Source organism: Bradyrhizobium sp. DOA1 (assembly GCF_001593325.1).
Lineage (GTDB): Bacteria > Pseudomonadota > Alphaproteobacteria > Rhizobiales > Xanthobacteraceae > Bradyrhizobium.
The window spans coordinates 468,381-494,641 of sequence record NZ_JXJM01000001.1; the positions used below are offsets into that span (position 1 = coordinate 468,381).

17 protein-coding genes and 1 pseudogene are annotated in these 26,261 nt (G+C 56.7%); 10 read left to right on the forward strand and 8 right to left on the reverse strand.

Annotated features, from left to right (window positions below):
• Window positions 1-230: 230 nt before the first annotated feature.
• The 6 genes from SE91_RS02210 to nolL form a co-directional block, all read right to left on the reverse strand.
• A complete protein-coding gene (locus SE91_RS02210) occupies window positions 231-1,838 on the reverse strand; it encodes an acyl-CoA carboxylase subunit beta (RefSeq protein ID WP_061846400.1) in 1,608 nt (535 codons plus the stop codon).
• A 1-nt stretch (window position 1,839) separates the two neighbouring features.
• Window positions 1,840-2,343, reverse strand: a complete 504-nt coding sequence (locus tag SE91_RS34940) for an acyl-CoA carboxylase biotin carboxyl carrier protein subunit (protein WP_082813638.1) — start codon at window positions 2,341-2,343, stop codon at window positions 1,840-1,842.
• Between the two features lies 1 nt (window position 2,344).
• Window positions 2,345-3,820 carry an acetyl-CoA carboxylase biotin carboxylase subunit gene (locus SE91_RS02220; RefSeq protein WP_061846402.1) on the reverse strand — a complete coding sequence of 492 codons (1,476 nt, stop codon included), beginning with the start codon at window positions 3,818-3,820 and terminating at the stop codon, window positions 2,345-2,347.
• Window positions 3,821-6,027: 2,207 nt separating this feature from the next.
• On the reverse strand, window positions 6,028-6,669 hold the full coding sequence (locus SE91_RS37405) for a hypothetical protein (protein WP_245318269.1): 642 nt from the start codon (window positions 6,667-6,669) through the stop codon (window positions 6,028-6,030).
• 1,037 nt (window positions 6,670-7,706) lie between these two features.
• Window positions 7,707-8,776, reverse strand: a protein-coding gene (locus tag SE91_RS02240) for an IS3 family transposase (protein WP_156489417.1) whose coding sequence is annotated in 2 segments (ribosomal slippage) — window positions 7,707-8,515 and window positions 8,515-8,776 — 1,071 coding nt in all. Because the reading frame shifts where the segments join, the coding sequence is not laid out codon by codon here.
• Between the two features lie 153 nt (window positions 8,777-8,929).
• Window positions 8,930-10,069: a nodulation factor fucose acetyltransferase NolL gene (nolL, locus tag SE91_RS02250; protein WP_063921334.1), complete on the reverse strand. Its 1,140-nt coding sequence runs from the start codon at window positions 10,067-10,069 to the stop codon at window positions 8,930-8,932.
• Between the two features lie 1,631 nt (window positions 10,070-11,700).
• Here nolL and glmS point away from each other — a divergent pair.
• Window positions 11,701-13,527 (forward strand): glutamine--fructose-6-phosphate transaminase (isomerizing), encoded by a 1,827-nt coding sequence (gene glmS, locus SE91_RS02255; RefSeq protein ID WP_061846408.1) that lies wholly within the window; start codon window positions 11,701-11,703, stop codon window positions 13,525-13,527.
• 342 nt (window positions 13,528-13,869) lie between these two features.
• Entirely contained in the window at window positions 13,870-14,982 is a 1,113-nt protein-coding gene (locus SE91_RS02260) for a glycoside hydrolase family 28 protein (protein ID WP_245318271.1), read from the forward strand.
• A gap of 220 nt (window positions 14,983-15,202) precedes the next feature.
• On the opposite strand, the gene SE91_RS02265 is transcribed toward SE91_RS02260, so the two are convergent.
• Window positions 15,203-16,171, reverse strand: a complete 969-nt coding sequence (locus tag SE91_RS02265) for a pectinesterase family protein (protein WP_156489418.1) — start codon at window positions 16,169-16,171, stop codon at window positions 15,203-15,205.
• Window positions 16,172-16,818: 647 nt separating this feature from the next.
• Between SE91_RS02265 and SE91_RS36805 the strand changes: the two genes are divergently transcribed.
• From SE91_RS36805 to SE91_RS02290, 6 genes and pseudogenes are all read left to right on the forward strand, one after another.
• Window positions 16,819-17,595 carry an LLM class flavin-dependent oxidoreductase gene (locus tag SE91_RS36805; protein ID WP_063921279.1) on the forward strand — a complete coding sequence of 259 codons (777 nt, stop codon included), beginning with the start codon at window positions 16,819-16,821 and terminating at the stop codon, window positions 17,593-17,595.
• Between the two features lie 96 nt (window positions 17,596-17,691).
• Window positions 17,692-18,132: a hypothetical protein gene (locus SE91_RS36810; protein ID WP_197489408.1), complete on the forward strand. Its 441-nt coding sequence runs from the start codon at window positions 17,692-17,694 to the stop codon at window positions 18,130-18,132.
• A gap of 85 nt (window positions 18,133-18,217) precedes the next feature.
• Window positions 18,218-18,572, forward strand: a pseudogene (locus SE91_RS34955) (6-pyruvoyl trahydropterin synthase family protein).
• Between the two features lie 1,229 nt (window positions 18,573-19,801).
• The gene (locus SE91_RS37410; protein ID WP_245318273.1) at window positions 19,802-20,320 is read left to right on the forward strand and encodes a substrate-binding domain-containing protein; all 519 of its coding nucleotides are present in this window, start codon (window positions 19,802-19,804) and stop codon (window positions 20,318-20,320) included.
• Between the two features lie 1,021 nt (window positions 20,321-21,341).
• Window positions 21,342-22,124: an SDR family NAD(P)-dependent oxidoreductase gene (locus tag SE91_RS02285; protein WP_502687169.1), complete on the forward strand. Its 783-nt coding sequence runs from the start codon at window positions 21,342-21,344 to the stop codon at window positions 22,122-22,124.
• A 210-nt stretch (window positions 22,125-22,334) separates the two neighbouring features.
• Window positions 22,335-22,529, forward strand: a complete 195-nt coding sequence (locus SE91_RS02290; RefSeq protein ID WP_061846412.1) for a 4Fe-4S binding protein — start codon at window positions 22,335-22,337, stop codon at window positions 22,527-22,529.
• Window positions 22,530-22,966: 437 nt separating this feature from the next.
• Here the strand turns inward: SE91_RS02290 and SE91_RS34960 are convergent, their stop codons facing one another.
• Window positions 22,967-23,404 (reverse strand): response regulator, encoded by a 438-nt coding sequence (locus SE91_RS34960; protein ID WP_197489409.1) that lies wholly within the window; start codon window positions 23,402-23,404, stop codon window positions 22,967-22,969.
• A 372-nt stretch (window positions 23,405-23,776) separates the two neighbouring features.
• Here SE91_RS34960 and nifH point away from each other — a divergent pair, with 372 nt between their 5' ends.
• Window positions 23,777-24,667: a nitrogenase iron protein gene (gene nifH / locus SE91_RS02300; RefSeq protein ID WP_061850877.1), complete on the forward strand. Its 891-nt coding sequence runs from the start codon at window positions 23,777-23,779 to the stop codon at window positions 24,665-24,667.
• 68 nt (window positions 24,668-24,735) lie between these two features.
• The gene (nifD, locus tag SE91_RS02305) at window positions 24,736-26,238 is read left to right on the forward strand and encodes a nitrogenase molybdenum-iron protein alpha chain (RefSeq protein ID WP_061846414.1); all 1,503 of its coding nucleotides are present in this window, start codon (window positions 24,736-24,738) and stop codon (window positions 26,236-26,238) included.
• The last annotated feature ends 23 nt before the right edge of the window (window positions 26,239-26,261 follow it).

The following is a 26,261-nucleotide window of genomic DNA, read 5'->3' on the forward strand; positions in this document are numbered from 1 at the left end:
TTGATCATTGGCATGACATTTCGGGCATGGCATGGGCGGGACTTCGGCAGGTGTCAGCTTGTTGCTGGTTTCGGGTCGGTGGAAACAAGTGCGTTCCGCCGAAAGGGAGTAGCGCGTCGGGAGGAGTGGAAAGCTCGACTAGATTTGGAGCTCTCCGACGTGTGAAGTGAGCGTCAGCGCGACGGATCGTAGTCAAGCTGTGCCCAACTCGCTGCGCGCGAATCGCAAGGCTACATTCGAAAGACACCGTAGTGGGGCGCTTCAATTGGAGCGTTAAGCGACGCGCTTAAGGCGATTGAGAGCGCGTTTCGGGTATCTACGGGATCAAGAATGCCGTCATCCCAAAGCTCCGAAGTCGCATAATAGGCGCCTGATCGCGCCCGATACTCCTTCATAATTGGTTCTCGAATGGCTGCCAGTTCTTGGTCCGACAAGCGCCCTCCCTCACGAGCCAATTGCTTTGCTTTGACATGGGTGAGTACGCCTGCCGCTTGCTCCGCGCCCATGGCCGAAATCTGCGATTGCGGCCAGGTAAACATAAAGCGGGGATCGAACGCGCGACCAGCCATAGCGAATGTTCCTGCTCCGTGAGAGGCGTTGCAGATCACTGTAAGTTTGGGGACCGATGCTGCGGAAACGGCCATGATGAGGTTGGCGCCATTCTTGGTGATGCCATCATGTTCGTATTCTCGTCCGACCATAAAGCCAGTGGTATTCTGGAGGAAGAGCAATGGCGTTCGGTTCTTGTCGCAGAGTTGGATGAAGTGAGCGCCCTTCAGAACACTGTGGTTCTGCAGCACGCCATTATTTGCAACAATCCCGATTTGATAACCTTGAAGACGCGCGAAACCGCATATCAGGCTTTGGTCATAGCTAGGCTGATACTCATGGAACCGGCTACCATCCACGAGGCGAGCGATGATCTCCAGAATGTCAAATTGAACGCGGGGATCTTTTGGAATGATGCCGTATAGCTCAGATGCGCCGTAGACGGGAAGCTCCGGAGCGGCCCGATCAACGGCTTCTTTCGTTGGACGCTTCATGTGAGCGACAATGTCCCGCGCGATGGCAATCGCATGCATTTCGCTCGTAGCGAGGTAGTCACTCGCTCCCGACACGCTCGTATGGATTTGAGCGCCACCGAGCTCTTCGGCTGATACGACTTCTCCGGTGGCGGCCTTTACGACCGGAGGTCCGCCGAGAAAGACGGCTCCATTCCCCCGCACAATGATGTTGTAATCGCTCAGGGTCGGAACGTAGGCACCTCCTGCAGTACAGTGGCCCATGACGATGGCGACCTGCGGCACCTCCATCTTAGAGAGAATTGATTGATTGCGCAGGATTCGGCCTGCGTGGTAGCGATCTGCGAAGAATTCCGCTTGCAGAGGCAAGAAGCCGCCGGCGCAGTCGCAAAGATGTACCACCATAAGACGGTTCTCGATTGCAATGTCCAGCGCCCGCACAATTTTCTTGACGGATAACGGATACCAAGCGCCGCCCTTCACGCTGGCATCATCCGCGTGAACGATGACCTCGCGACCAGCAACAATGCCAACGCCGACAATCTGCCCTGCGCCTGGCACCTCACCATCGTAGGCCTTGTTGCCCGCGAGCGTTGATAGCTCGAGAAATGGAGTTTCTGGATCAAGCAGCGCATCGATCCGATCGCGAACGAAGAGCTTGTTTTGTTGCCGCAGACGCTTAAGGTCTCTCGCGGGTCGATCGAAGCGAGCGGAACGCTGTCGTTCCTTCAGTTCGGCCGCAAGTCGGCGGTTATGGAGCTCGTTGAGACGAAATTCTTGCGACGTGGTGTCCACCCGAGAGACGATCCGCTGCATGTCAGCGCCCTTCCTCGGAAAACGTAACCAAAGCCACGCCTCGCTCAAAGCTTTCGCCTACACCAAAGTGAATGCGCTCGATTACACCGCCACGAGGGGCACGTACGACAACTTCCAACTTCATACTCTCGACCACCATCAGCGTCGCGCCTGCGCAGACCACATCACCGTGGCAAACCGCGATCGCAACCACGACGCCGGGCATTGGCGCGCGGGCCACAAGATGACTTGCCTGCTCGTCCGAGCTCCCAAGTTCTCGCAATGGATCGCGGTATCGCAGGATGTGTGTCCTGCCACGGATATGCAGGTGAAGTGTGTCACCTTCGATTGCAAATCTGACCGGCACGGCCTCGCTTGCAATGACAAGGAGAGCGCTTCCGTCTAAATGATCTGAGAGTGCCACCGGCGCAATTACCTCATCGCCCAAGTGAAGGCGATAGTCGTGTTGGCCAGGTGAAAGCCACAATTCATAGTTCTCGTCATTGAGCCCAAAACAGTGCTTCACGTCAGTTTCTCCACTTGCCGAGCTCCGCGTGAAGCCTGGGCACGGCGTCTGCCGAATTCCGAACGCTCCTTGTCAGGAGTGCTCCGGTTGCCAAAATGGCGGGCAGGTCGCTTCCACATGGGCCTATGGCCAGGTGCGGATGTTCATCGAGATAACCGGTATGGATCTGGCCGCTCAAAAATGTGTCGTCCATGAGCAGGCGGGCCAGAAAGTCGGCGTTCGTCTCGCAGCCAAGAAGAACTAGCTGTCGCATCGCGTGTGCCGCCTTCAATGCGGCATCACGGCGTGTAGTTGAATGTGCGACGACTTTTGCGAGCATCGAATCAAATGCTGGCGTGATCTGCTGACCTTGGACGATACCGCTATCGATGCGCACGCCGTCGCACACTGGGTACTCCAACATGAGAATCTTACCGGTGGTTGGCGCGTATTCCCGTTCAGGGGCTTCGGCGTATAGCCTCGCTTCAATTGCATGACCTTTGGAGACGATGTCGGATTGCGAAAATGTGAGTTCGTGCCCCGCGGCGATATGGAGTTGTTGGGCAACGAGATCGATGCCAGTGACCATTTCAGTCACGGGATGCTCGACTTGAAGCCGAGTATTCATCTCAAGGAAGTAGAACTCTTGTCCATCAAAGATAAATTCGACGGTTCCTGCATTTCGATAGTTGGCGCTACGAGCGATGCCGACCGCTATTTCACAGACCCGTTCCCGCAATTCTACGGATAGGGCAGGCGAAGGCGTCTCCTCGATGATCTTCTGAAAGCGGCGCTGTACCGAGCACTCGCGTTCGAACAGGTGGACGACATTTCCGAAGAAATCGCCTAGCACCTGCACTTCGATGTGGCGGGGTTTCTCAACATAGCGCTCCACGTAGAGGCGGCTATCTCCGAAGTAGCGCAGCCCCTCGCGTCCAGCTTGAGCAATTGCGTCGTCGAGGGTGTCGAGATCGCGCACGATCCGCATGCCCTTGCCACCACCGCCTGCCGAAGGTTTCACCAGCAAAGGTAAGCCAAGGGCCCGAGCTCTGGATGCGAAGGTTTCCGGTTCGTCTTCTTCGATAACTGAGGGGCCTACCGGAAATCCGATCTGCTGAGCAAATCTCCGGGCGCGGATCTTATCACCCATCAGCTCGATGCTTTCGGGGGCTGGCCCGACGAATGCAATGCCGGTCCCTGCGACGGCTCTCGCAAAATCGGCGCTCTCCGACAAGAACCCATAGCCAGGATGCAACGCGCCGGCATTAGCTCTGCGGGCGGCGGCGATGATTTGCTCGGCGTCAAGATAGGCAGCAATTGGGGAAGAGCCCTCGATCGCGATTGCTGTATCCGCCATGGAAACGGCTGGCGTGGCCGCATCCACATCGTGGTAGACGATAGCTGAACGTAAGCCCAACTGTCGCAAGGTCTTCAGGATACGGACGGCGATCTCGCCCCTGTTGGCAATCAGAACTGTATCGAATGGAAATTTCTGCATTCGCGCATCCGCTCTAACACAAATCGACTCTTCGGCGTTTGAGAGCCGTCGGGTCTACGCGAGACCCTCGAGGCTATTTCTAGTCACGACGCGCTAGCCACGATCCTGTGGATCAGGACACGTGGCGCGATTGCGACACATTGGTTCGACGGTCATTTCGAGTCCGTCTTCACTTTTGTGCCGTCATGCGCCGACATCACGTACCGACACGGGTCACTTAAGCTGTTGAGCTTTGTTCTTAGACAAGCAGTGATTGCAGCGACATCCGGTATGGCGCCGCTACACAACCGAAACACATCCGGGGTGCACGCCTGTTTCTCCTCCTCCGTAGCCCCTCGATCTCGGGCCGCAGCCCCTGGAGAGCTCATTGCCACAAAAGCAATGAAAGCGGTCACATGCCGACCTGCTCGGTAGCTTCGAGGAGAAAAAAGTTGCTGCCTTCGATTCACGATATCCTCTTGAGAGTGCTTGGCGCCGCAATGGCCTTCTTGTGAGTTTCAACGGTGCGTGTCTGAGAAAGTAGGGTAAAGGCTCGGATTGGCCGCACTTCCGGGAGGACGGCTGAACGCGCCGCCGGAACTCGGGTTTGACCCATCAGTCGGTTCACCGCAGGATCAGCGCGACGGAGAATGCATCCGAAGGTGGCTGATAAGGGACAATCGCTGCTCGTCGTGGATGCGAGTTAACTGCGCCCGACTATCGCCACCAAAAATGTTCTGTGTCGGACAGCCTCGTGGCGCATGGGAGCGTGCTGCATCATACCAAGTCGATTTGTGAGGGAGAGTACACGGTCCAATGCGGCCTTGAGCGTCTGAACGGACCCGAACTCTCTCACAATTGGCGAAAGGAGATGCGCTCAACTCCGGCGTCCCTGTGGTTCGGCCAAGATGGACCAAAAACGGCAGGCAATTCCAAGCATGTAGGAGGTTTGGACCGTCATAGTGTCGTGCGGTGTAGATCTGAACAGGCTGAGACATCGGCCATCCTTGAACTCGTCAGAGGCGTCGGCCCGCCGGAGACCCTCGCTACTTGTTCGAGATCGTACAATTTGACGTTACGTGCGGTTCAACCCCTCCGAGCCGGTGGTCCGATGAAATTTGTGAATTACTATGCCGGCGGCAGCCGCTCACGCGCGACTGTCTACAAATTTGCTTCACGGTAGACGGAAGAGACATTCGAAGCGGCTTGCCAGATGGTGGCGCACCGTGCAGATCCTGCGAAATCGCTCAGAGCTTGGGATTGTTCTGCAGCAAACGCGGCCAGTAGGAGGTGTGCGGACTGCTGTTGGCCTACTCGGCTAGCGATTGCTGCGTCGCCAGTTGAAGGCGCTCAGGTTCGAAATGTGAGCAAGGTTGCAGCCGGGACTACTAGATCTGGTCAAGACGAGAAGAATAGCTTGAAACTCACGTAAAGTCACATTGTAGGCGTGGATAGCGGAACACGAAAGGTGCGCGCCATGCCCCACATGCTACCAATCTACACGCTCGGTACAGAGCACAGCATCATCTTGCCCGGACCTCATGATACCGTAGCCGACAAATGCGGCCGCTCTGAGGACGAGCAGGGGAGAGCACAAAACATATGGGCCTACTGCTTCTCAACTCAGGATCGAATCAAGTACATCCGCAAAAATCGACAGCAGTTTGAATTTCACGACTACCGTCAGATGATCGACGTCGTTCGGGGCCGCTGCTTTACCGGGTGCGCATCAGACCTGGTCAGCTGGCGCCGTCAAGTCAGGGTAAGTGCGTGGCGCTTCGCCTTATTGTTCTGCGTCGCCACGTGGATAGCTATTGTCCTTGCCGTGATTCGCGCGTTGAGTTGAACGGCCGCGGGCAGGGAAGCTGCGAGCAAACGGACCTTAATGAATGGGCTCGGATCCAGAGCGCGAGAAAGCTTGCGAGTGTTTGCGAAACCGAAACGATCGCTGCCAACAATGGATCAGGTGATCTCTATGGATCAGCGGGCTCAGGCAGCGGTTAGGCGAAACAGCAGCTTCGATGAAGATCCAGCCATACCTGGCATTGGTTCGCCTGGCCGCGAATTCGGCGCGCGGGTGAGCGGATTAGACATTTGCGATGTGCTCGAGATCGCGGAAGTGTCGAGCCGTCCACGCGGAGGTGAATGCGGCTCGACGTCACTTCTTGTAGAATCAGTTCTCTGCCTGGATCGCGTTATGGCGCGGCAGAGGAGGTGGATCGGCTATATCAGGCGGCAGCGACAAGGGCGGTAATCAACTTAATAAGAAGCTCCGGATCGGCTTGATCAATAGACGCGCGTTCTAGAATGAGTTTGGCGATCTCGATCCGGTTAATTGGAGTTCGCATGCTTGGAGGTAATGCCAAGACGGCCCCATCAAAAAGCCGTCCCAGGGTAGAAAGTTGTTCCGGCTCGTACAGTGTTCCGTGTTTCTGTTCGAGACGGTTTGCATTGCCTCTGTTCAGCGCACTACCGGCTTGCTCGTCGAGGTGTGAACACATGCCGAGCTTCGCCTCTACCAGCTCGCTTGTAAGCGCGTTGAGGAATCGGGTCGCTTCGAGCGCGCTCTCGTCCTCACAGATCAGTCTGGCAACTTCTTCAATTTGCGACTCAATGGTTTGTTTTAGATATTGAACGTGCGAATCGCATAAAGGAGGGTGATGAGCACATTCTCCTGAGGGAGACGCAGTGACGATATGTGTGGGAGCGTCAGCCTTCAGTCTAACGGAAATTGAGTTGGTCAAAACTCGGAGAGGAAAAGCGAAAGATCGAATGAGTTGCGTAAAGAAACCAAACGTCATCTCCCGATAGGCTTGAGTTAGGGGCTCCGCCGTCGTGGATTTACTGGACCCGTATACACTCATAGTCATGGCTGCCTCATGCATCGTTCTGGCACACGAATCTACCTTCACCGTGCTGACCTCCAGCGCGGCGTAGTTGCGGCTTGACAAGACACTGCTGGCAACCGTTCAAAAGGCCATTCTTGAGCCTTACCGTTGCGTAGGGGCCAACTAGGCTGCCCAGAGCAACTGACCTTAACAGTCGACGGTTAATCCTCACGACCTGCACTATCCCCCAGCTCAATCGCCGTTTTGACTAGCAGCCTTCATCAGGGTTGGTAAAATAGATTGTTATGATGGAGGCCATTCACCTCGTGGATAGAACACAGGGCCTATTAAGTCTTCCGGCCTCTCTCCGACCTGATGACTTCAGTGGACGCGTGCTGCGCGCTTGCCTGCCAAATTCGGGCCGCGACGAGGAGGGGCTGCGAGAACGACCGATTCATCAAATCATTCGTTCTATCCACCCGACCGTCGACGCGGCGACGTGGGTCTCCTTTGTCATTCTTGATCCTACAAGCTGACGCAGCGTACGTTTCAACCCCTTTCTGCGGGCTCGCATAAGTCATCTTAATCTGCCATGAGCGCATTTGCATCTTGAGGGTGAGCTGAGGCGGCGTTTTCGCGGGCATGGCACAGAAGCGAGATGTTGATCGGTAGTGCCCGCAACGCGATCAACTTTGCCGCGCTGCCAATCAAATCCGGCAGATCTTTTCAACAGAAGTTGCCCATTTCAGAAGTGTTGCGGAAAACGGAGAGGATTAGAGAGAGGACAATTGAACCTATTCATTGCAGCTGCCTAGGTGCGATCGCTATCGTAAGCCTACAGCGCGCTTCTCAAGGACTCGTCGGTAATCACGCCATTCGCTTATCTCACGTTCAGCTTAAGTGTAGAGACAAGCTTCACAAGAAGCCGAACCGCTACAGCCGATGGCCTGCCACTGAAGTTTCATCGAGCGGCAATTAAAGTCTCGGGTGCAGTTGCAGCGAGACCGAACTTTGGACCAGCGAGAACCAGAGTTTTGCGCCTCTGATCACGCCGGCAGGCTGGTGGCGCCGACGTGGTTTTACAGCAAAATCGGCGGCTGATTGCCGATCGCCCCGTGGGGCCGTTCCTCATTGTAGTATCTGCGCCAAGTCTCCACTTTTTCCTGGGCGTCCGCAAGGGACAGGAACCAGTGGGCGTTGAGGCATTCAGCTCGGAAGCGCCCGTTGAAGGCTTCGATGAAGGCGTTGTCGGTCGGCTTGCCCGGCCGTGAGAAGTCCAGCGTGACGCCGCGCTGGTAGGCCCACAGGTCAAGGTCACGCGACACAAACTCGCTGCCTTGATCGACGCGGATCGTCGCCGGGAATCCCACTTCATTGCAAACCCTTTCCAGTATTGCCACGACATCGGTGCCGCGGAAGCTGAACCGCGGCTCCAGCGCCAGCGAGAAGCGGGAGAAGATGTCGATGATCGTAAGCACCCGGAGCTTGCCGCCGGTTGCCAATCGGTCATGGACAAAGTCCATCGCCCAGGTCTCATTGGCCCGCGTCGCCGGCCGACGGTCATCGCGTAGTTTGGCTTTGACCCGACGCTTGGGAGACTTGTTGCGCAATTGCAGGCCCAATTCGCGATAGATGCGACGGGTCTTGTTCTGGCCGTGACGCCACCCCTCACGGCGCAGCATCACGTGAACGCGGCGATAGCCGTAGCGTACACGGACATGGCAGATCTCCTTGATCCGATTTTCCAGAGCCGCCTGGCCGGAGCCACGAGACTTGTAGTGGTAGGTCGACCGATCGAACTCGAGGGTCGCGCAGGCCTTGCGGATCGACACCTGCCACTCACCGCAAACCTCGTCGACGAGCTTGCGCTTCCGACTAGGCTTCACAGCTTTCGGCGGATCACGTCCTGCAGCATCTCCTTGTCGAGCGACAGATCCGCCACCAGCTTCTTCAGCTTGGCGTTCTCGTCCTCAAGCTGCTTCAACCGGCGCATCTCGGTCGGCAGCAGTCCGTCGTACTTCTTCTTCCAGTTGAAATAGGTCGCCTGGCTGATCCCGGCCTTGCGGCAGATGTCCGCAACCGGGACCCCGTCATTGCCCTGCTTCAGGATAAACGCCTTCTGGACGTCCGAAAACTTCGAGGCCTTCATCGTCGTCCGCTCCTCCCAGCCGGGTGGATTTACGCAGCGCAAGACTCTAACCAAAAATGGTCCAGTTTTCCGGTCTCAGATCACCGACGCCGAGCAAAGTCGAGGCCGGGCGGTTGCGCGACAATGCCGAGCCTTCAAAGTGTGCTTGTGCCGCTATCGCTTGGTAGGCTCCGCAGTATAGCTCTCGCCACAGTTTGGCACAGCAAACTGAGTGTTTGGCAGAGTTGAGCGTGGCTTCGCTCCGAGGACAAGTCGCGACATGAATCCAAGGCCGCTCACACTCCGGCGAACGCTTATCCCGATCACAACGATCGTGACGCCAAGCGCAATTGCGACAGCTATTCTAGCCGGAAAATTCCAAAGTTCTCCAAATTGGACGAGGTCCATAAGTCGAAAGAGGCTTGCTTGGATAAGGTAGAGAACCAACGTGCTCTGACCCAGCTCCACGGCGATAAAGCGAGCAATCCGACTTGAATGAGAAAATTGCCAGCATCGCAGCACCACCTCAAAGGCAACAGCAGAGGCAGCTGCAGAGCCAATGAACATCAGCAATACTTGCTTGGCCGACTGCACATCGTAGACCAGAACGATATTGTTGTAGACATAGGTCTCCTTGCCCCAGGCAAGGAAGCATACGAGAGCCAGACCAGAGAGTAAGAAGAATGAAATCGATCTGTGACGTATAAGAGCGCTCGTCCGCCAGTCAGACCTGGCGAGTAGGAGCCCGAGGCAAAAAAACGGATAGGTGTACCTAATCAACGGAGCAATCGAAAATGTAATAGGCGCGAACGCGACTAGGACTGCAGATATGGATATGGTCCTTGTCGAGCCCAGACCGGCGGCGCTGAGAAGCCCAACGAGAAGAAAAGAAGCAAAGTTTGCCCAAACGAACCAGTATGCGCCTGCCAATTCGCTTGGAAAGCCCAGCAGACCGCTTGGCAGAGCGGGCGAAAATACGGCCAACTTAACTGCTTCCATGAGAGTGGACCAGAAAAGCACGGGCAACAGTAACTGAATCGCGCGCTCCTGGACGCCCCGAGTGAACGTTTTTCGCAAGAGCGCGCCCGAGGAAAGATATCCGCTTATTCCCATAAAGAGAGGCATGTGAAACATGTAAATTGATTTGAAGTACGGCGAATACCAATACTGATTATCTCGGTACATGATATATTGTAAAAGATGGCCAATCATGACCAAAATAATGAGAATTCCTTTAGCGAAATCAAAACTCAGGTCTCTGTCGGGTGAGGTCGACCTGCGTTCTGTCGCGGCTGTTGCTGTTTGATCAGTCATCAAAGCTCTAACCATTTGGACGTGCCGGCGTCGTGCGCGGCGCGTTCCGATCTTTATGATTTATGATTTCCATTCATCAAGGAAAGGATCGCGGCTCTTGCGAGGGGCGACAGAGGCCGCAGAACGCTTTCATAACATTTAGGGTTCTCCGGATAAGCCCAGAGGGGCTCTCATAGCAATGGGTCCTTTGTCAATCCGGAACGTATACGGGTGGGCGGCTCATCGGATATTTATCGCACGGATCTCTGGTCCGGCTTGCCCTGCAAGAACACGTTCGGTGTTCCCCCAGACTGAACTAGCAGGGCTTTAGAAACTTGTGATCCTGCTCTTTCCGAGTCCAGAAAACGGGATTCGGCTCGTCGAGCGGCTTACGTTTAGTTGGTGGGTGTCATTGCTGTCGGCGCAGCTGCACGATTAGAATCGAGCTTGGGTCAGAGGGCATGCCGGCCAGATCGCCGGCGTTTCCAGATTATTAAGATGCTGTAGCCGTGCGATCTCGAGGTCGAATGAGAGTAGCTGCATTATCCATAGTGTAGATGCGGCCCATTTACACAATCGATTTTACCAGTCCCGTAGGATCTTGCATAACGGAGGCCTCGGTTTGGAGAGGAGCCTTCGGTCTAATCTGAATGGTCATCGATCTTCGGCTGCGCGAGCAAACGTTCGGTATCGAGCGCATAAGGTCAGCGCTCGTTCGGTCTGCCTTGTTCGGTCTGCCTTGTTCGGTCTGCCTTGTTCGGTATCTCTGACTTTCGAAACCACGGGGGCGTGGCGGAAGAACTGAGCGTAGTACAAATTAGATGCGAGCACGAAGTCGAGTTCGTTGAATGGTCTAATGGAACAGAAGAAAGAAACACGACATTACGTTGGAGGCGGACATCGGCCTTCTGTGGCTAAGGTTGGCGGCGAATGCCATCGCCGCAAATGGACCGCCGGTAGCAGCCCTCTCTCTGCCGGCGGAAGCTGGTGCGATGTATAGCAGCGTCGCTCCTCCGAGACTGACTTCTGCCCGGCCACCAAAAGTGGCCGGGCTTCTTTTGCGGGCGGAACATGAGCGACGACATAAAGCCGGAAGCCTCAATCAGGGTTCGCTTCATTCCGGCAGCAGCGGGCACCTCTTGAGAGCCGGGCTCTTGCATCATGAATGATCCTCGGCACATCCGGCGATTCGCGAAGTTCATATTGGTAAATTATAGGACACCTAACGACAGGTCGATCTGCATCGACTGTCATCGACCGCTAGGGATCGGCTACTTGCGAGATATGTCCACGCGGCAAGTCTATTGCGACTCCAATTGCTATCGTCGTTGCCAGGAGAACAGACCAAGTGTGTATCGGCTCGCGACCAAATGGAGCATCGATGGGCTCCGACATGGCTATCTGATTTACCTCGAAACTGTCGTGTCATTTGCAGCAGTTGCGTGCTGGTATTCGGTCATGCTCGCCAGGGCCGCGCTGCGGTTCGGCGAGCCGAAAGCGATGAATAGACCTCACGCGTAGAAACACATGAGAGTAACTGGTCCGACAGCGGGCGCGTCTAACTTAAATGTTAGCGCAGGCAATCGAGTGTCGCAAAACAGTGACGCGGAATTGAGAATCAACTTTTCAAAGATCGGGGGATATTGATCCGCATGTGCGGGATTGTCGGCATTCTCGGGCGCCGGCCGGTTGCAGAGCAATTGGTGGAGTCGCTCAAGCGGCTTGAGTATCGCGGTTACGATTCCGCAGGTGTGGCTACGCTCGAAGGCGATCACCTGGAGCGCCGCCGCGCCGAAGGCAAGCTGAAGAACCTCGAGGCGCGGCTGCGTGACAGGCCGCTGAAGGGGAGGAGCGGCATCGGCCACACCCGTTGGGCCACCCACGGCAAGCCGACCGAGCACAATGCCCATCCGCACACCACCGAGCGCGTCGCGGTCGTCCACAACGGCATCATCGAGAACTTCCGCGAGCTGCGCGAGGAGCTCGAAGCGAAGGGTACGGTGTTCCGCACCGAGACCGACACCGAGATCGTGCTGCACCTTGTCGACGATCTCTTGACGCGCGGCAATAAGCCGGTCGAGGCGGTGAAGCTCGCCTTGAGCCGGCTGCGCGGCGCGTTCGCGCTCGGCTTCATTTTCGCCGGCGAGGGCGATCTGATGATCGGCGCCCGCAACGGTCCGCCGCTGGCGGTCGGCTACGGCGATGGTGAGATGTATCTCGGCTCGGACGCGATCGCGCTCGGCCCGTTCACCGACACGATCAGCTATCTCGAAGACGGCGACTGGGTGGTCCTGACCCGCAAGAGCGCGACGGTTTTCGACAAGGACGGTCACGCCGTCGAGCGCGACAGGATCAAGCATGCCGCCTCGACCTCGCTGGTCGACAAGGCGAACTACCGCCATTTCATGGCAAAGGAGATCCACGAGCAGCCGGAAGTGGTCGGCCACACGCTGGCGCGCTACGTCGACATGGCGACCGAGCGCGTCTCGCTGCCGGTCAAGCTGCCGTTCGAGTTCCGCGACATCCAGCGCATCACCATCACGGCCTGCGGCACCGCAAGCTACGCCGGCATCGTCGCAAAATACTGGTTCGAGCGTTTTGCGCGCCTGCCGGTCGAGGTCGATGTCGCATCCGAATTCCGCTACCGCGAAGCGCCGTTGCGCAAGGGCGATCTCGCCATCTTCATCTCGCAATCCGGCGAGACCGCCGACACCCTGGCGGCGCTGCGCTATGCCAAGGCCGAGGGCGCCCACACCATCGCGGTCGTCAACGTCCCGACCTCGACGATCGCGCGCGAAAGCGAGACCGTGCTGCAGACGCTGGCCGGCCTCGAGATCGGTGTCGCCTCGACCAAGGCCTTCACCTGCCAGCTCATGGTGCTGGCCAACCTGGCGATCGCGGCCGGCAAGGCCCGCGGCGAATTGTCCGCCGAGGACGAGACCAAGCTCGTGCAGGGCCTGGTCGAGATCCCGCGCCTGATGTCGGACGCGCTCACGACCGAGCTCCAGATCGAGAAGCTCGCCCACAGGATCGCCAAATCCCGCGACGTGCTCTATCTCGGCCGCGGCACCAGCTTCCCGCTCGCGCTCGAAGGCGCGCTGAAGCTGAAGGAGATCTCCTACATCCACGCCGAGGGCTATGCCGCCGGCGAGCTCAAGCACGGCCCGATCGCGCTGATCGACGAGACCATGCCGGTCGTCGTGATCGCGCCCCATGATCGCGTGTTCGAGAAGACGGTCTCCAACATGCAGGAGGTCGCGGCCCGCGGGGGCAACATCATCCTGATGACGGATGCCAAGGGCGCGGCTGAGGCGACGGTCGATTCGCTCGCCACCATCATCATGCCTGACATGGCGGACGCCTTCACGCCGATGATCTATGCTATCCCGGTGCAACTACTCGCTTACCACACGGCCATTGTGATGGGCACCGATGTCGACCAGCCGCGCAACCTCGCCAAATCCGTGACCGTCGAATAAGCCGGACAGAACGCGCCGATCGTTTCTGGCATTCAAATGTGGACCATCCTAACTGCGCATCTCACGCCGATTGGAGACCACAGAAGTTTAGTTGCTGACGGCGCCGGTCAGCGACCGAGGTGAGTCCGCGAGATGAGAGTTGGTATGTTGGTCCGTTTGCACTGTTGCGCGTTGCTGTCGATGATTGCCGTCATGGGCCTTGCACAAGCCAGGGATCGCCGCGCTGTCGCCGAGCCCGTCGTACCTAGCCGTATCTGTGCCCGGCTGGCGCCATCGAGCGAAAGCGTCACTGATAGGCTGCAAGATGCCATGGCTCACTGCCCCGCTGGATCGGCGGTTTACTTGGCGGGCGGTATCTTCCTCTCAGGCCCTCTCGAGATGAAATCCGGAGTGATGCTATGGATCGAGCGTGACGCCACGCTTATCGCTCTCGCGCAGCCGAAGGCCTATGACAAAGGCTCGGGAAATTGTGGTCGCATCGGAGGCAAGGGCGACGGCTGCCGGCCATTCATTAGCTTCTTCAAAACACGGGGAGGCGGCATCTATGGCGATGGCATCATCGACGGCCAGGGCGGCGCGCTCATGGTCGGCGCCGGCGAGAGTTGGTGGCAACTGGCACGGCGCGCGCAAACTGAAGGTGGTAACCAGAACGTCCCGCGCCTCATCCAGGTCGACCGTGCCCAGGACATTACTTTCCATGGCATCACACTGCGCAATGCGCCGAATTTCCACGTGGCGATGAACCGGGTCGAAGGTGCGACGTTTTGGGGCGTCACAATCGATACACCGGCGGATGCTCGCAATACAGACGGCATCGATCCTGGCGCCAGCCAGGATGTGACAATTACTCACTGTAATATCCGTACTGGAGACGATAATGTGGCTATCAAAGCCGGAACCAATGGTCCCGTTCGCTATATTTCCATTATCGACAACTACTTCGGCTGGGGGCACGGCATGTCGATCGGTAGTGAGATTAGCTCAGGTGTCAGCGACATACTGGTGCACGGCCTGACCCTGGACGGCACGACGTCCGGCCTGCGCATTAAGAGTGACGTCAGCCGGGGTGGACTGGTGGAGAGGGTCACCTATGAGAACGTATGCCTGCGGAACAACCGATGGCCTATTTATTTCGATACACGCTATGATCCCCAGGCGCACGGTGACGAAATTCCGGTATACCGACAAATCGCTCTGCGCCACGTGCGTGGCGGTGATGGTGCACTGGTGATGCACGGACTCGATCTAGCCCATCCGCTTGAGATTGAGCTGGAGGATGTGCGATTTGCCGAAAGTGCGACTTGGCAGGTGGAAAATGCGAATGTGGTAGGTTCAGGCGTGTGGCCGCCTTTGCGGGATGGCCAAGGCCGAGTGTCGCCCAGCGTATGGGAAGGTTGTGCAAAGGCACTCTTCAAAACGCCCAGCAAACGCACGATCGGCAGCGTGCCCCAATAGAATCTATTGCATCGTGCTACGGAGGACGAACCAGAGGAGCAGGGTTCTCGCTTATATGGCACCGATCACCTCACCGGTTATGATCGGCTGTTCCGAAAAGCTGACGAAGTGCGCGGGGGCAACCGTAATAAAATAGTGGAGCGGTGCACAGGTGCGCGCGCGCGATCCAGAGCGGTGCACGTGCAGATAGACCAAATTCCGCGACCGCCTCATAGTTTCCCTATCTTGATGGAGGGTTCGGCAGCCAATTCGTGTCATCAGCAAAGAACGCTTTGAGCGACCATTGCTTCGCCTCCTGGTCGGTCAGCTGATGGGAATAAGCTTCTCGTCCTTTGGGATTGGCGCCGATACCGGTTGATTGGTATTCGGCATAGTAAGCGGTCTTCAGCCTGTTGGTCTTGGCGCGATCCCACTCGCTCCAGCCCTCGGCGATCACCGGCGCATTCATCCGGGTGGATAAAAAGATTACGGTAGCGTAAGAGCGCCAAGGTCGGCCAAGGGCGATGCCATGCGCGGCGCGATCAGCGGTCAGGGTGCAATGGTCGAAAACGTAGGCGCTGTCTTCGTCCGGCGCGTCTTTGCTTTGTGCTGTATAGACCACAGCCTGGTTGGCGATGCCGTGCAGCTCACAACGCTGGAAATAGGCCTTGGCGTTGCCAAATATGTAGTCGACATGTCCCTCAATGTAGCAGTCCGAAAAATATTGCCGTGTTGTTCGGCCGTTCGGCGCTTTGTTGGCGAATAGTGTGTCCTGTGCGCCGAGCAGGCGGACGCGAGTGATAACGTCCTTGTCTCCGGTAACAGACAGCGCAACGGCCTGCGACGGCGGATTGGCCGGATCTAACGAATAGTCGTTTTGTATTGTGACATTGTCGAGCCGGAAGTCATCGCCTGATGCTTCCATGGTGGCGGAGTGAACGGTTCCGCCCACTTTGATGGCGCCGTCACCATAGACGACCACCGTGTCCTGCGGCTTCTCGCCGCCGCCTCTGATGTGAACGCCAAGCTTGGCAACCTTGACCTTCTCGCGATAGATGCCTGGCGCGACCAAAATGTCTCCGCCTCGAGGGGGCAATGCGTCTACCGCCTCCTGGACGGAGCGATACCCCATATGGCCGGATTGCGAAACCAAAAGTCTCTCAGCATGTGCCTCCGAGAGGTGGAAGCACCCGGCCAGAACGACGTACATCAAGAACAGTCGCACAATGCTCTCTCTTCGTTAGGCTAGCGTCAGGCTGTCTAATCTGGGCGCTGGACTCACCTGGATGCGCTGCTCATTCAAGCCTTGTGAACCTGCACCTTAGCGGCTTCCCCATTTTACTTTGAAACGCACCGTCGGCAATTCAGTCGTGAATGATGATCGACTGCGTCCGCGTCGGCCCGAGGGCGACAGAAAATTTCATCAGACTTCGATGCTCGCATCGTCACGCTTAGAGCTATCTCCCTCAAAGAACTTCATGTCGGAAACACGACATTAGCGTGAAACTTCGTCGCCGGTCGACGCAAATCGTTGCCTTCTTTTCTTCAATTGGGGGCTTGTAGGACATGGCACGCACAATGCTCGTAGACAGTAAGAGCCGTCACGACAATAGCCTTGTTACACTCGCTGGCTGGAGTTCAGACGCAAAAACTCGCCGTCCGGACGACGCCCTGCCAAGTCCGACTTCTCGTCAGCTTGAACAACGGCAGCAACGCTTCGTGGGGACGAGAATTGTGAAGTAGATCCGAACATTCGGTTACGTGGTGCCCCCGGTGGGTGATCGACGGCGCGAGGGCACGTATCACATCTGAAAAATATCAACCGATTTACGACCGTTCCGCCACGGAGGGAAACAGATGAAGCTTGGAGTGTTCTATGAGCACCAATTGCCGCAACCTTGGGAAAACGGTGGCGAGGAACATTTGTTCGCAAATGCTTTGGAGCAGATCGAGCTCGCTGATCGGCTCGGATACGATTTCATCTGGCAAGTTGAGCATCACTTCCTGGAGGAATACTCCCACTCGTCCGCACCGGAAGTCTTTCTAGGTGCCGTTTCGCAGCGTACAAAGAATATCCGAATTGGCCACGGAATTTGTCTTTCCCCGCCGCACTACAATCATCCAGCGCGGGTAGCTGAGCGCCTCGCCACGCTTGATCTGATCTCCGGAGGACGCGTCGAGTGGGGGACTGGAGCATCTGCCTCGTTAATTGAGATGCATGGGTTTGGTATAGACCCCGACCAGAAGACTGCCATGTGGTACGAGGGCGTCGAGCAGACGGCCAACATGATGGCGATGCGGCCGTATCCTGGATACGACGGGCAATTCTTCAAAATGCCGCCCCGCAACATCGTCCCAAAGCCGATACAGAAGCCGCACCCACCGCTCTGGATGGCGTGTTCGCGGCGCGAGAGCATTTTGCGCGCCGCGCGTCACGGGGTAGGAGCGCTGGTTTTTGGGTTCGTCGAACCGTTCCAAGCGAAAATCTGGCGCGACGAATATTATGAGACGATAAAGTCCGACGAATGCGTGCGAATCGGTCATTCGGTGAACGCCAATATCGCAACACTTAACGGCATGATGGTTCACGAGAATGCCGAAGAAGCGATGCATCGTGGTATCGACGGCTTCTAATTCTTCGGATATTCGATCGCGCATTACGCGATCTATGGCGAACATCGTCCTGGGCGCACGAATTTATGGCGGCGCTTCCAAGCGATCAAGGATGACGTGAAAGAGACACCAGGCTCGGGAAGCATCGGCCGGCCCCAAGACGTGCGTGACCATCTCATGGGCTATGCCGACGTCGGTATCGACCAGATGATCTTTATCCAACAATGCGGACTGAATAAGCACGAACATATCTGCGAAGCGCTCGAGCTGTTTGCCAGCGAGGTAATGCCCGCACTAAAAGAACGGGAAGACGAGCGCGTTCGACAAAAAGAAGAGGAGCTGGCGCCCTACATCGAGGCGGCACTAGCCCGTAAGGCCTTGACGCCGGAGCTGAACGAGAAGGACATCCCAAACGTTGAAGCTATGGGTATCCTACTCGAGCGGCGCACAGGTAAGGACTATGCTACGGCGGGCGGTACGTTCGCGGATCCGACCCGCGGAGGCGCGATCCCGATGGTTTCGCGCGAAATATTTGCCAAGGCAGCAAAGGTCGAATGATGGAGCAGAACTTGCCTGGGGCCATGTTCGGTCGCCGCCATATTCGCAACGGCTGAGGCTCCAAACTGCATGCATCTGAGAAACGATGACGATACCACAGGCGTTCAGGTTCGAGGCAGCCCACTGCCTTCCCAATGTGCCGGCCACACATAGGTGCAGCCGCACGCACGGGCTCCTATCGACTCGGGGTGCAGCTTGATGGACACGTGGACCCGGTCACCAGAGTCGTCATCGATTGTCCTGACCCGGAGGAGTCCTTTATCAAACTGGTGATTGCTCTTGATCATCGATATCTGAATGAATTTGAGGGACTGGATAATCCAACTGCAGAAAAAATCGCTGCGTGGATCTGAAAAAGACTGCATCGCTCATTTACGCAAATCTCGTCCGTTCGAGTCTATGAAACCTCGGATGCCTGGGCCGAATACGATGGACGATGACATAAGTCAGTCTCTTCTTGGCTTCTATGCCAGGATCTACTCCAGCGATCGTGACATGCGAATGGTCGTGCTGAGCGGTCGAAAGCGACGACCGCCAAGCTGACTTGTCGGGCCAACCCGATCATGACAATGTTGTCGACACGGAGCCAACGCGGCGAGCCCATGCGTCTTTACGCGAGAAGACGCTGCTGCAGGAAGTTTGCTGAGGCGTCCCGGCGCGCTTCGTCAGGCTGAAAGTGCGCCGGTCCGTGATACATTGCCAAAGCATTCATGACAACGTCATTTCCAATGACTCAAGCAGCATGTCCAATCTAAGGCCGCCCTGGTTTGTCAAATCATTGACTCTGCAATTGTGTACACAAAGGCCTATGGAGCTTGAACCTGACGTAAGGTCGAAATGTGGGAGCTATCGTAGATTCCATCGCGCCGGTCGCAGGGTGACGCAGCGCATGATGTTCTCGCCGTGTGCATGGGAAGAAAGAAGCGCTTCTCTTCAACCTCGTTCTGCTTTCCATTCTGGGTGAGCTTCGTGGGTGCCTCTGCCTTGCAAAATCGAATAGTACTGTACGTGCATATGCCCCTGCTTTTGCGGAGCCACGTGCGCGATCGCCAAGCCAAATGATAGATCCGAGCAACGGATGTCTCTTCTGTCGGTCAGCGAAGCGCTCAGGGTAGATTGGGGGCGCACACCCAATTCGTCGCGGAGGGGCTCGTGAGGTAAGGAGCAGCAATTCCAGCATGTACGCGTTTACGTGCGCTCGCCCTTCCGCCCAACTCGCAAATCTCCCTCTCTCCTGTCTCGGTACGCAACAATAGGGCATGTCTGCTCGCCAGGTCCTTGATTGCCAGCCGTTGTCCGCAAAGACACTCAACAAGGCGGCCCAGCCGGCCTTGCCGAGTACGCGATTGCGCGAGGCGGTCTCTGCATCATCGTTAAAGCGGCGACGAGTACACATCCGAGGAAGGATGCGTTGCGTCAGGATGAGTTTTCCGTTGAGAACCGTCACGGATGACGCATTCGGGGGATAGCGATGAAACGGCCGACGATCTCCGCGTTCGCGCAGGCAGCTGGCGAGAGTGTGTGGACGGTAAATCGGGCTCTGTGTGGTGGTGCCACAGTGCGCTCCGAAACCGCCGAGCGCATCGCGTAAACAGCGGAAAAGATCGGCTTTCGCGGGTTGGGTACGCCGCGCCAACGCAAGAAACTCCACCGAAATCCTGGCTTTCTCATGCAGCAGTCGTACCGGCCGCTTCACCAGTTGTGGGCCACTGGAATCGTCGCTGCCGCATCTCGGCGCGTCGATACCGTTATCAAGGCGAATGTGCACTTTGAGGACGACATGACCGCGGAAGCCGTTGCCAGCAATCTCTTGACCTTCGTCAAGCAAAGCGACGCCATCGCTATTATCTGCGCCGACCGTCCGCTGGTCAGTCAGGCAATCGACGAATCGGAGGCCACAAGCGTTCCGATCGTTGCCTATGTCGCTGACCTGTCCGCCGCGAGCCGCGCAGGCTTTGTGGGAACCGACAACTGGAAGGCCGGTCGAACAGCGGGTAGGCTCATCAGACAGATGGTCCGGGAGCCAGGCAAGGTATGTCCCTTGATCGCAGTCACCGCTATCAGTGCGATGATATTTCAGCCGCGAGTTTCCGCTCCTACATGCGCGAGCATGCCCGGGAGTGTGAAGCATGCCACACGCTCATTCAGCAAGAGCTCGCAAACGCTCACGGAACCATCCGCAAATTGATTCACCAGAACCCGCACCTTAGGGGCATCTTCGTCAATGACGGTGGAATGTTCGACGTCTTATGCGCGATGCGCGAACTACTTGCTGAACGACGGCGGAAAACCGGTTTCGTCTGCCGCGACGTCGGACCATGAGACCCGCAAAGGTCTGGGAAGGACTGATTACCGAGCCCATTTGCCATCAACTGGAGAAGATGCCTCAAGAGCTGATCCATATGATGTTGCGCTCGGTTGAACGCCGCGATACGGCCTCGATCGAGCGGCGGATTATTCCATTCGAGAGTCTCACGCCGGAAAGCCTATGGACTTAGACAAGTAGGTATCCATTGCAAATTGCCGCTGCGGGAGCCCATGATCTGTCTGCAGTCTACCGATCATGTATATGGTCCATCGTGTCGCCACCTCAATAGCTCAGGTCCTCGATCACCTCCGTTCGCTAGGACTAGCCAGTCTCGTTGGAGAGCAAAGGCAAAAGGAAGATCATACAAATTGACGCTGCGTGCGATTCAAGCTTGCTGAAAATTTTGTATCGGCGCTGTAGAGCCCAACTAAGGGCCTCAGTTTCGCCACGCTGCTCGCGTCAGTCAGGGCAGCATCATCACGGATGTACTGATGGTGCAGAGGCGGGACCCGGCGCATTTTATGACTGGCAAAAGTGCGCCGGGCGCCTCGGTTGACTCCGCGGGCGGCAATGGGAGTCTTGTCGATTGCACAAGACACAACGGCGTTGTCTAGGCAGCGCTTTGAGGTGGGAGCCTCAAGCCGCGCGCTATGAAATCTGGGCCGCGCCGGAAAACGTCTTGTCGACCACTTCGTGAAGCACGCCGATGAAAGCATTGAGCTCCTGTTCGAAATCGACGCTAATGTCTCTTAGCTGACATTGGGCAGAGAGCACCCATCGCCATTTAACTGGCTGGCCCAATTGTTGCTAACTCCCACCAAAGATCATGCCTTAAGGAGCTCGCTTGTCTCTCGATAAATTGGATGCGCACAGTGTTGCTGGTCCGAGCTCTGTGCCTGGTCTGGCGCGCTGTTCGCTTCAAGAAGATAAGTCGCAGGGGCGACTTGGCCAAAGGAAGACGCTTGTATTGACGGGCGCCTCGCGCGGCATTGGTCACGCCACGGGCAAGTTGTTCTCCGAAGCTGGTTGGCAAATCATCTCCTGCTCCCGACAGCCCTTTGATAGCGGTCGATGCCCATGGGAATCGGGAATCAACAATCATGTGCAAGTGGAACTGAGCGATCACAGCGCGTTGCCGCACGCGATTGCCGAGATCAAGGAGCGGCTCGATGGAGAGCCGCTTCACGCCCTGATCAACAATGCCGCCATTTCTCCAAAGGCACCAGGCGGCGGTAGGTTGAATTCTTTAACGACGTCCATCACCACATGGATGAGCGTGTTTCACGTGAATTTGGTCGCGCCGATTCTACTTGCTCAAGGCCTGTTCGAAGAATTGAAAATGGCATCCGGGTCGATCGTAAATGTCACCTCCATCGTAGGCACCCGTGTGCATCCTTTTGCGGGTACTGCCTATGCGACCTCTAAGGCGGCGCTCGCCTGCCTCACGCGCGAGATGGCACACGACTACGCGCCATTCGGAATTCGGGTCAACGCGATCGCACCGGGCGAGATCAAGACCGACATTTTGTCACCGGAAACTGAAGAAAAGTTGGCGCCGATTATACCGCTACACCGCGTTGGCACGCCCGAGGAGGTTGCGAAGGTCATTTTCTTCCTCTGCTCAAGCGCCGCGAGCTATGTCACAGGTGCGGAAGTGCCAATCAATGGGGGACAACACGTGTGATACTGCCGAAGTGGCTGATCGCGGGGTTGGTGCGCTAATTAAAGCGAGATGTCGGATGTGGCGGCGCAAGTTGATGTCGCGAATCGGCTAAGTGGCGAAAGCGACAAAAGGTTTCTTAAACCAGACAGAACAGGTGACTACTAAGGCACGCGTGTGGCACGAGGCTTGAAGGGAATTATCACCTTTCACCCTAGGAGGGAGTTGCAATCCATGGCCTATAAGATCGTCGCCTCGCAATGCTCGGTTTGTGGTGCATGTGAATTCGAGTGTCCGAACGGCGCGATCAGCCTAAAGGGCGATGTCTATGTGATCGATCCGAAAAAGTGCACAGAGTGCGACGGGCATTGCGATACGCCGCGATGCGCGGTGGTCTGTCCGATGGAGGGCACGTGTGTTCCCGCCTGACAATGCTGAGCGAAAAGTGTCGCCGATGCGTTCAATCGAACGATCGTTCTCACGCGCTCATCGAATCCGCGGAAATTGGGCTGCAGTTGCGTCAGGGGGTATTGCCGCTCATTGATCATGATGGCGCCTATCGGCGCGTCTAATCCAGTGTTGGAGTTTCGGACATCCCATTACTACGTGCACCGAGATCGAAGGTCTCGGTCGCCTCGCCTCCGCACCGAAATTGATATTCGGAAGGCCCACCAGAAAGTTGCTATTACTCACCGCGAGGTCGCCTGGAGATCTGCCCCGCTAAATCAGGGCCGAAGCGGTCTTTAAACCGGTGTGCTATGCCGCGGACCTCAAGGCTGAAACGGCGTGAGTTTTACGCCAATTGCGAAGGCACCCGAGAGTATGTAAAGCTGAAACTACACCATCCGAAATTGCGCAAGGAACTCCTAACCGGACCTCGGAGGAATGAGAACGGGCGGCCGGTTGGGAAAGACTGGTGCGCCCAAAGCTATCCTGACGGCTCCGCGGACAGAATCGGTGGAGATTGGATTGCTGATGTACCCGTGTGCACCTCGCTCAAGCCCCGTCTGCACCAGAGGGTCGGATTTCCGCTCAGCTACGAGCAGGATCTTGGTACGCGCGAATACCCTCGCGACTTCTCCCAGGACTGCCTCTCCTCGGTCGTGCAGAATGGAAACGCCGACCAGGACTACGTCGGGGGTCTTAATTGGCGACCTCACGGCCTCATCCACGGAGGCAAAAGGATGTGTCTGGTAACGTTCACGCAGGATGTAATCGAGTGCGGAACGTACAACCTGCTCAGGCTCGATCAGGAAAATGGTTGGACGCTTGCTACTCGTATAAGCCTCGGTGTCGAACAGCATAATGGCCTCCTTGCATTGATCGATGCGCAGCAAGCAAGCACCATACCGTAGCTGTTCACCTGTGTGCGTACCAGAGATGTCGTTTCCGGAAGGAAGTAAAGCAAGGCGTTGCCTTGTTTCAGACAAACGCGTGCGACCGCTCATGTCGAGAAGTGCCGATGTCGGACTTGCGACAGCACCACCCTGTGCACCGGTATCTATCTACGCTCGCATAGTTATTTGTTTCGAGCGAGCGCTGGCACGCTCGTTGCAAAAGTCGTTCTGCAGGGGCGCGGTTGTCTGCCTTTGTAGCTCATCGAGCTGCGAATGCTGCGAGCCGAGTGATGGATTGCGACGCAGACGCAGATCGTCAATCGATTGATGGAGAACAACATGGCTTCGCTGAGACAAATCGCGTTTTACGGCAAGGGTGGTATCGGCAAATCCACGACGTCACAGAATACGCTGGCAGCTCTTGCCGAGATGGGCCACAAAATATTGATCGTCGGCTGTGATCCGAAGGCCGACTCGACCCGCCTGATCCTGCATGCCAAGGCACAGGACACGATCTTGAGTCTCGCGGCGAGCGCGGGCAGCGTCGAGGACCTCGAGATCGAGGATGTCTTGAAAGTGGGTTATAAAGATATTCGGTGCGTTGAATCCGGTGGTCCGGAACCGGGCGTAGGCTGCGCTGGCCGGGGCGTCATTACATCGATCAACTTCTTGGAAGAGAACGGCGCCTACGAGGACATTGATTACGTATCTTATGACGTGCTCGGAGACGTCGTCTGCGGCGGCTTTGCGATGCCGATACGCGAGAACAAGGCGCAAGAGATCTACATCGTCATGTCCGGCGAGATGATGGCGATGTACGCCGCCAATAACATCTCTAAAGGCATTCTGAAGTATGCCAATTCCGGCGGCGTACGGCTGGGCGGCTTGGTTTGCAACGAGCGGCAGACGGACAAGGAGCTGGAGCTGGCGGAGGCGCTCGCCAAGAAGCTCGGCACCCAGCTGATCTACTTTGTCCCCCGGGACAACGTCGTCCAGCACGCAGAGCTACGCCGAATGACGGTGCTGGAATATGCGCCGGAGTCAAAGCAGGCGGAACACTATCGCAATCTCGCGACTAAAATTCACAATAACGGCGGCAAGGGCATCATCCCGACGCCGATCAGCATGGATGAACTTGAGGACATGCTGATGGAGCACGGTATCATGAAGCCGATCGACGAAAACCAGGTCGGCAAGACCGCTTCCGAGCTCGCCGCTGTTTCGGCCTAAACTGATACCTCACATTCAGCACAAAAAAGTGTCGGCCCGAAAACGCTGAGAGCAACAAGGACATTTGCATGAGTCTGGCATCCACCCAGAGTGTCGCAGAGATCAAGGCCCGCAACAAGGAATTGATCAACGAAGTCTTGAAAGTCTACCCCGAGAAGACAGCCAAACGGCGTGCCAAGCACCTTAGCGTGCACGAGGCTGGCACGTCTGATTGCGGTGTTAAGTCGAATCTAAAATCGATCCCTGGTGTAATGACCATTCGAGGCTGCGCCTACGCCGGCTCGAAGGGCGTCGTATGGGGTCCGATCAAGGACATGATCCACATTAGTCACGGCCCTGTCGGTTGTGGCCAATATTCCTGGGGGTCGCGACGCAACTATTATGTCGGCACCACCGGAATCGATGCTTTCGGGACCATGCAGTTCACTTCCGATTTCCAGGAGAAAGACATCGTCTTCGGCGGCGATAAAAAGCTCGCCCAAGTGATCGACGAGATCCAAGGCCTGTTTCCGCTCAACCACGGAATCACCATCCAGTCGGAATGTCCGGTCGGTCTCATAGGCGACGACATAGAAGCAGTGTCGAGGGCAAAGTCGAAGGAATATGATGGCAAGACAATCGTGCCGGTGCGCTGCGAAGGGTTTCGCGGCGTATCGCAGTCCCTTGGCCATCACATCGCCAACGACGCTGTACGCGACTGGATTTTCGACAAGCTTACCCCGGAAACCGAGCGGCGGTTCGAATCCACGCCATATGACGTTGCCATCATCGGTGACTACAACATCGGTGGCGACGCCTGGTCATCTCGCATCCTGCTGGAGGAGATGGGCCTGCGCGTGATTGCGCAGTGGTCTGGCGATGGCAGCCTCGCTGAGCTTGAGGCGACGCCGAAAGCTAAGCTGAATATCCTGCACTGCTATCGCTCAATGAATTACATCTCGCGCCATATGGAGGAAAAGTTCGGGATTCCATGGTGCGAGTATAACTTCTTCGGACCGTCGAAGATCGCGGAGTCGCTGCGTAAGATCGCGAGCTTCTTCGACGACAAGATTAGGGAGGGGGCCGAGCGCGTCATAACTAAATACCAGCCGTTGGTGGATGCCGTCATCGCCAAGTACCGACCGCGTCTAGAAGGCAAGTCCGTGATGCTCTTTGTGGGCGGCTTGCGCCCTCGGCACGTAATTGGCGCCTATGAAGACCTCGGTATGGAGGTTATCGGGACCGGCTACGAGTTCGGTCACAACGACGATTATCAGCGTACGGCCCAGCATTACGTCAAGGATGGGACATTAATTTACGACGACGTCACGGGATACGAGTTCGAGCGCTTCGTCGAGAAGATCCAGCCCGATCTCGTTGGTTCTGGCATTAAGGAGAAATACGTCTTCCAGAAGATGGGCGTGCCTTTCCGGCAAATGCACTCCTGGGATTATTCGGGCCCCTATCACGGCTATGATGGGTTCGCAATCTTTGCTCGCGACATGGATATGGCAATCAATTCGCCGATCTGGAAGAAGACCAGGCCGCCGTGGAAGGAGGCCCCGCGGCCGAGCCTGATGGCGGCGGAATAAGGCGGCCGGGCCAGACGATCGAA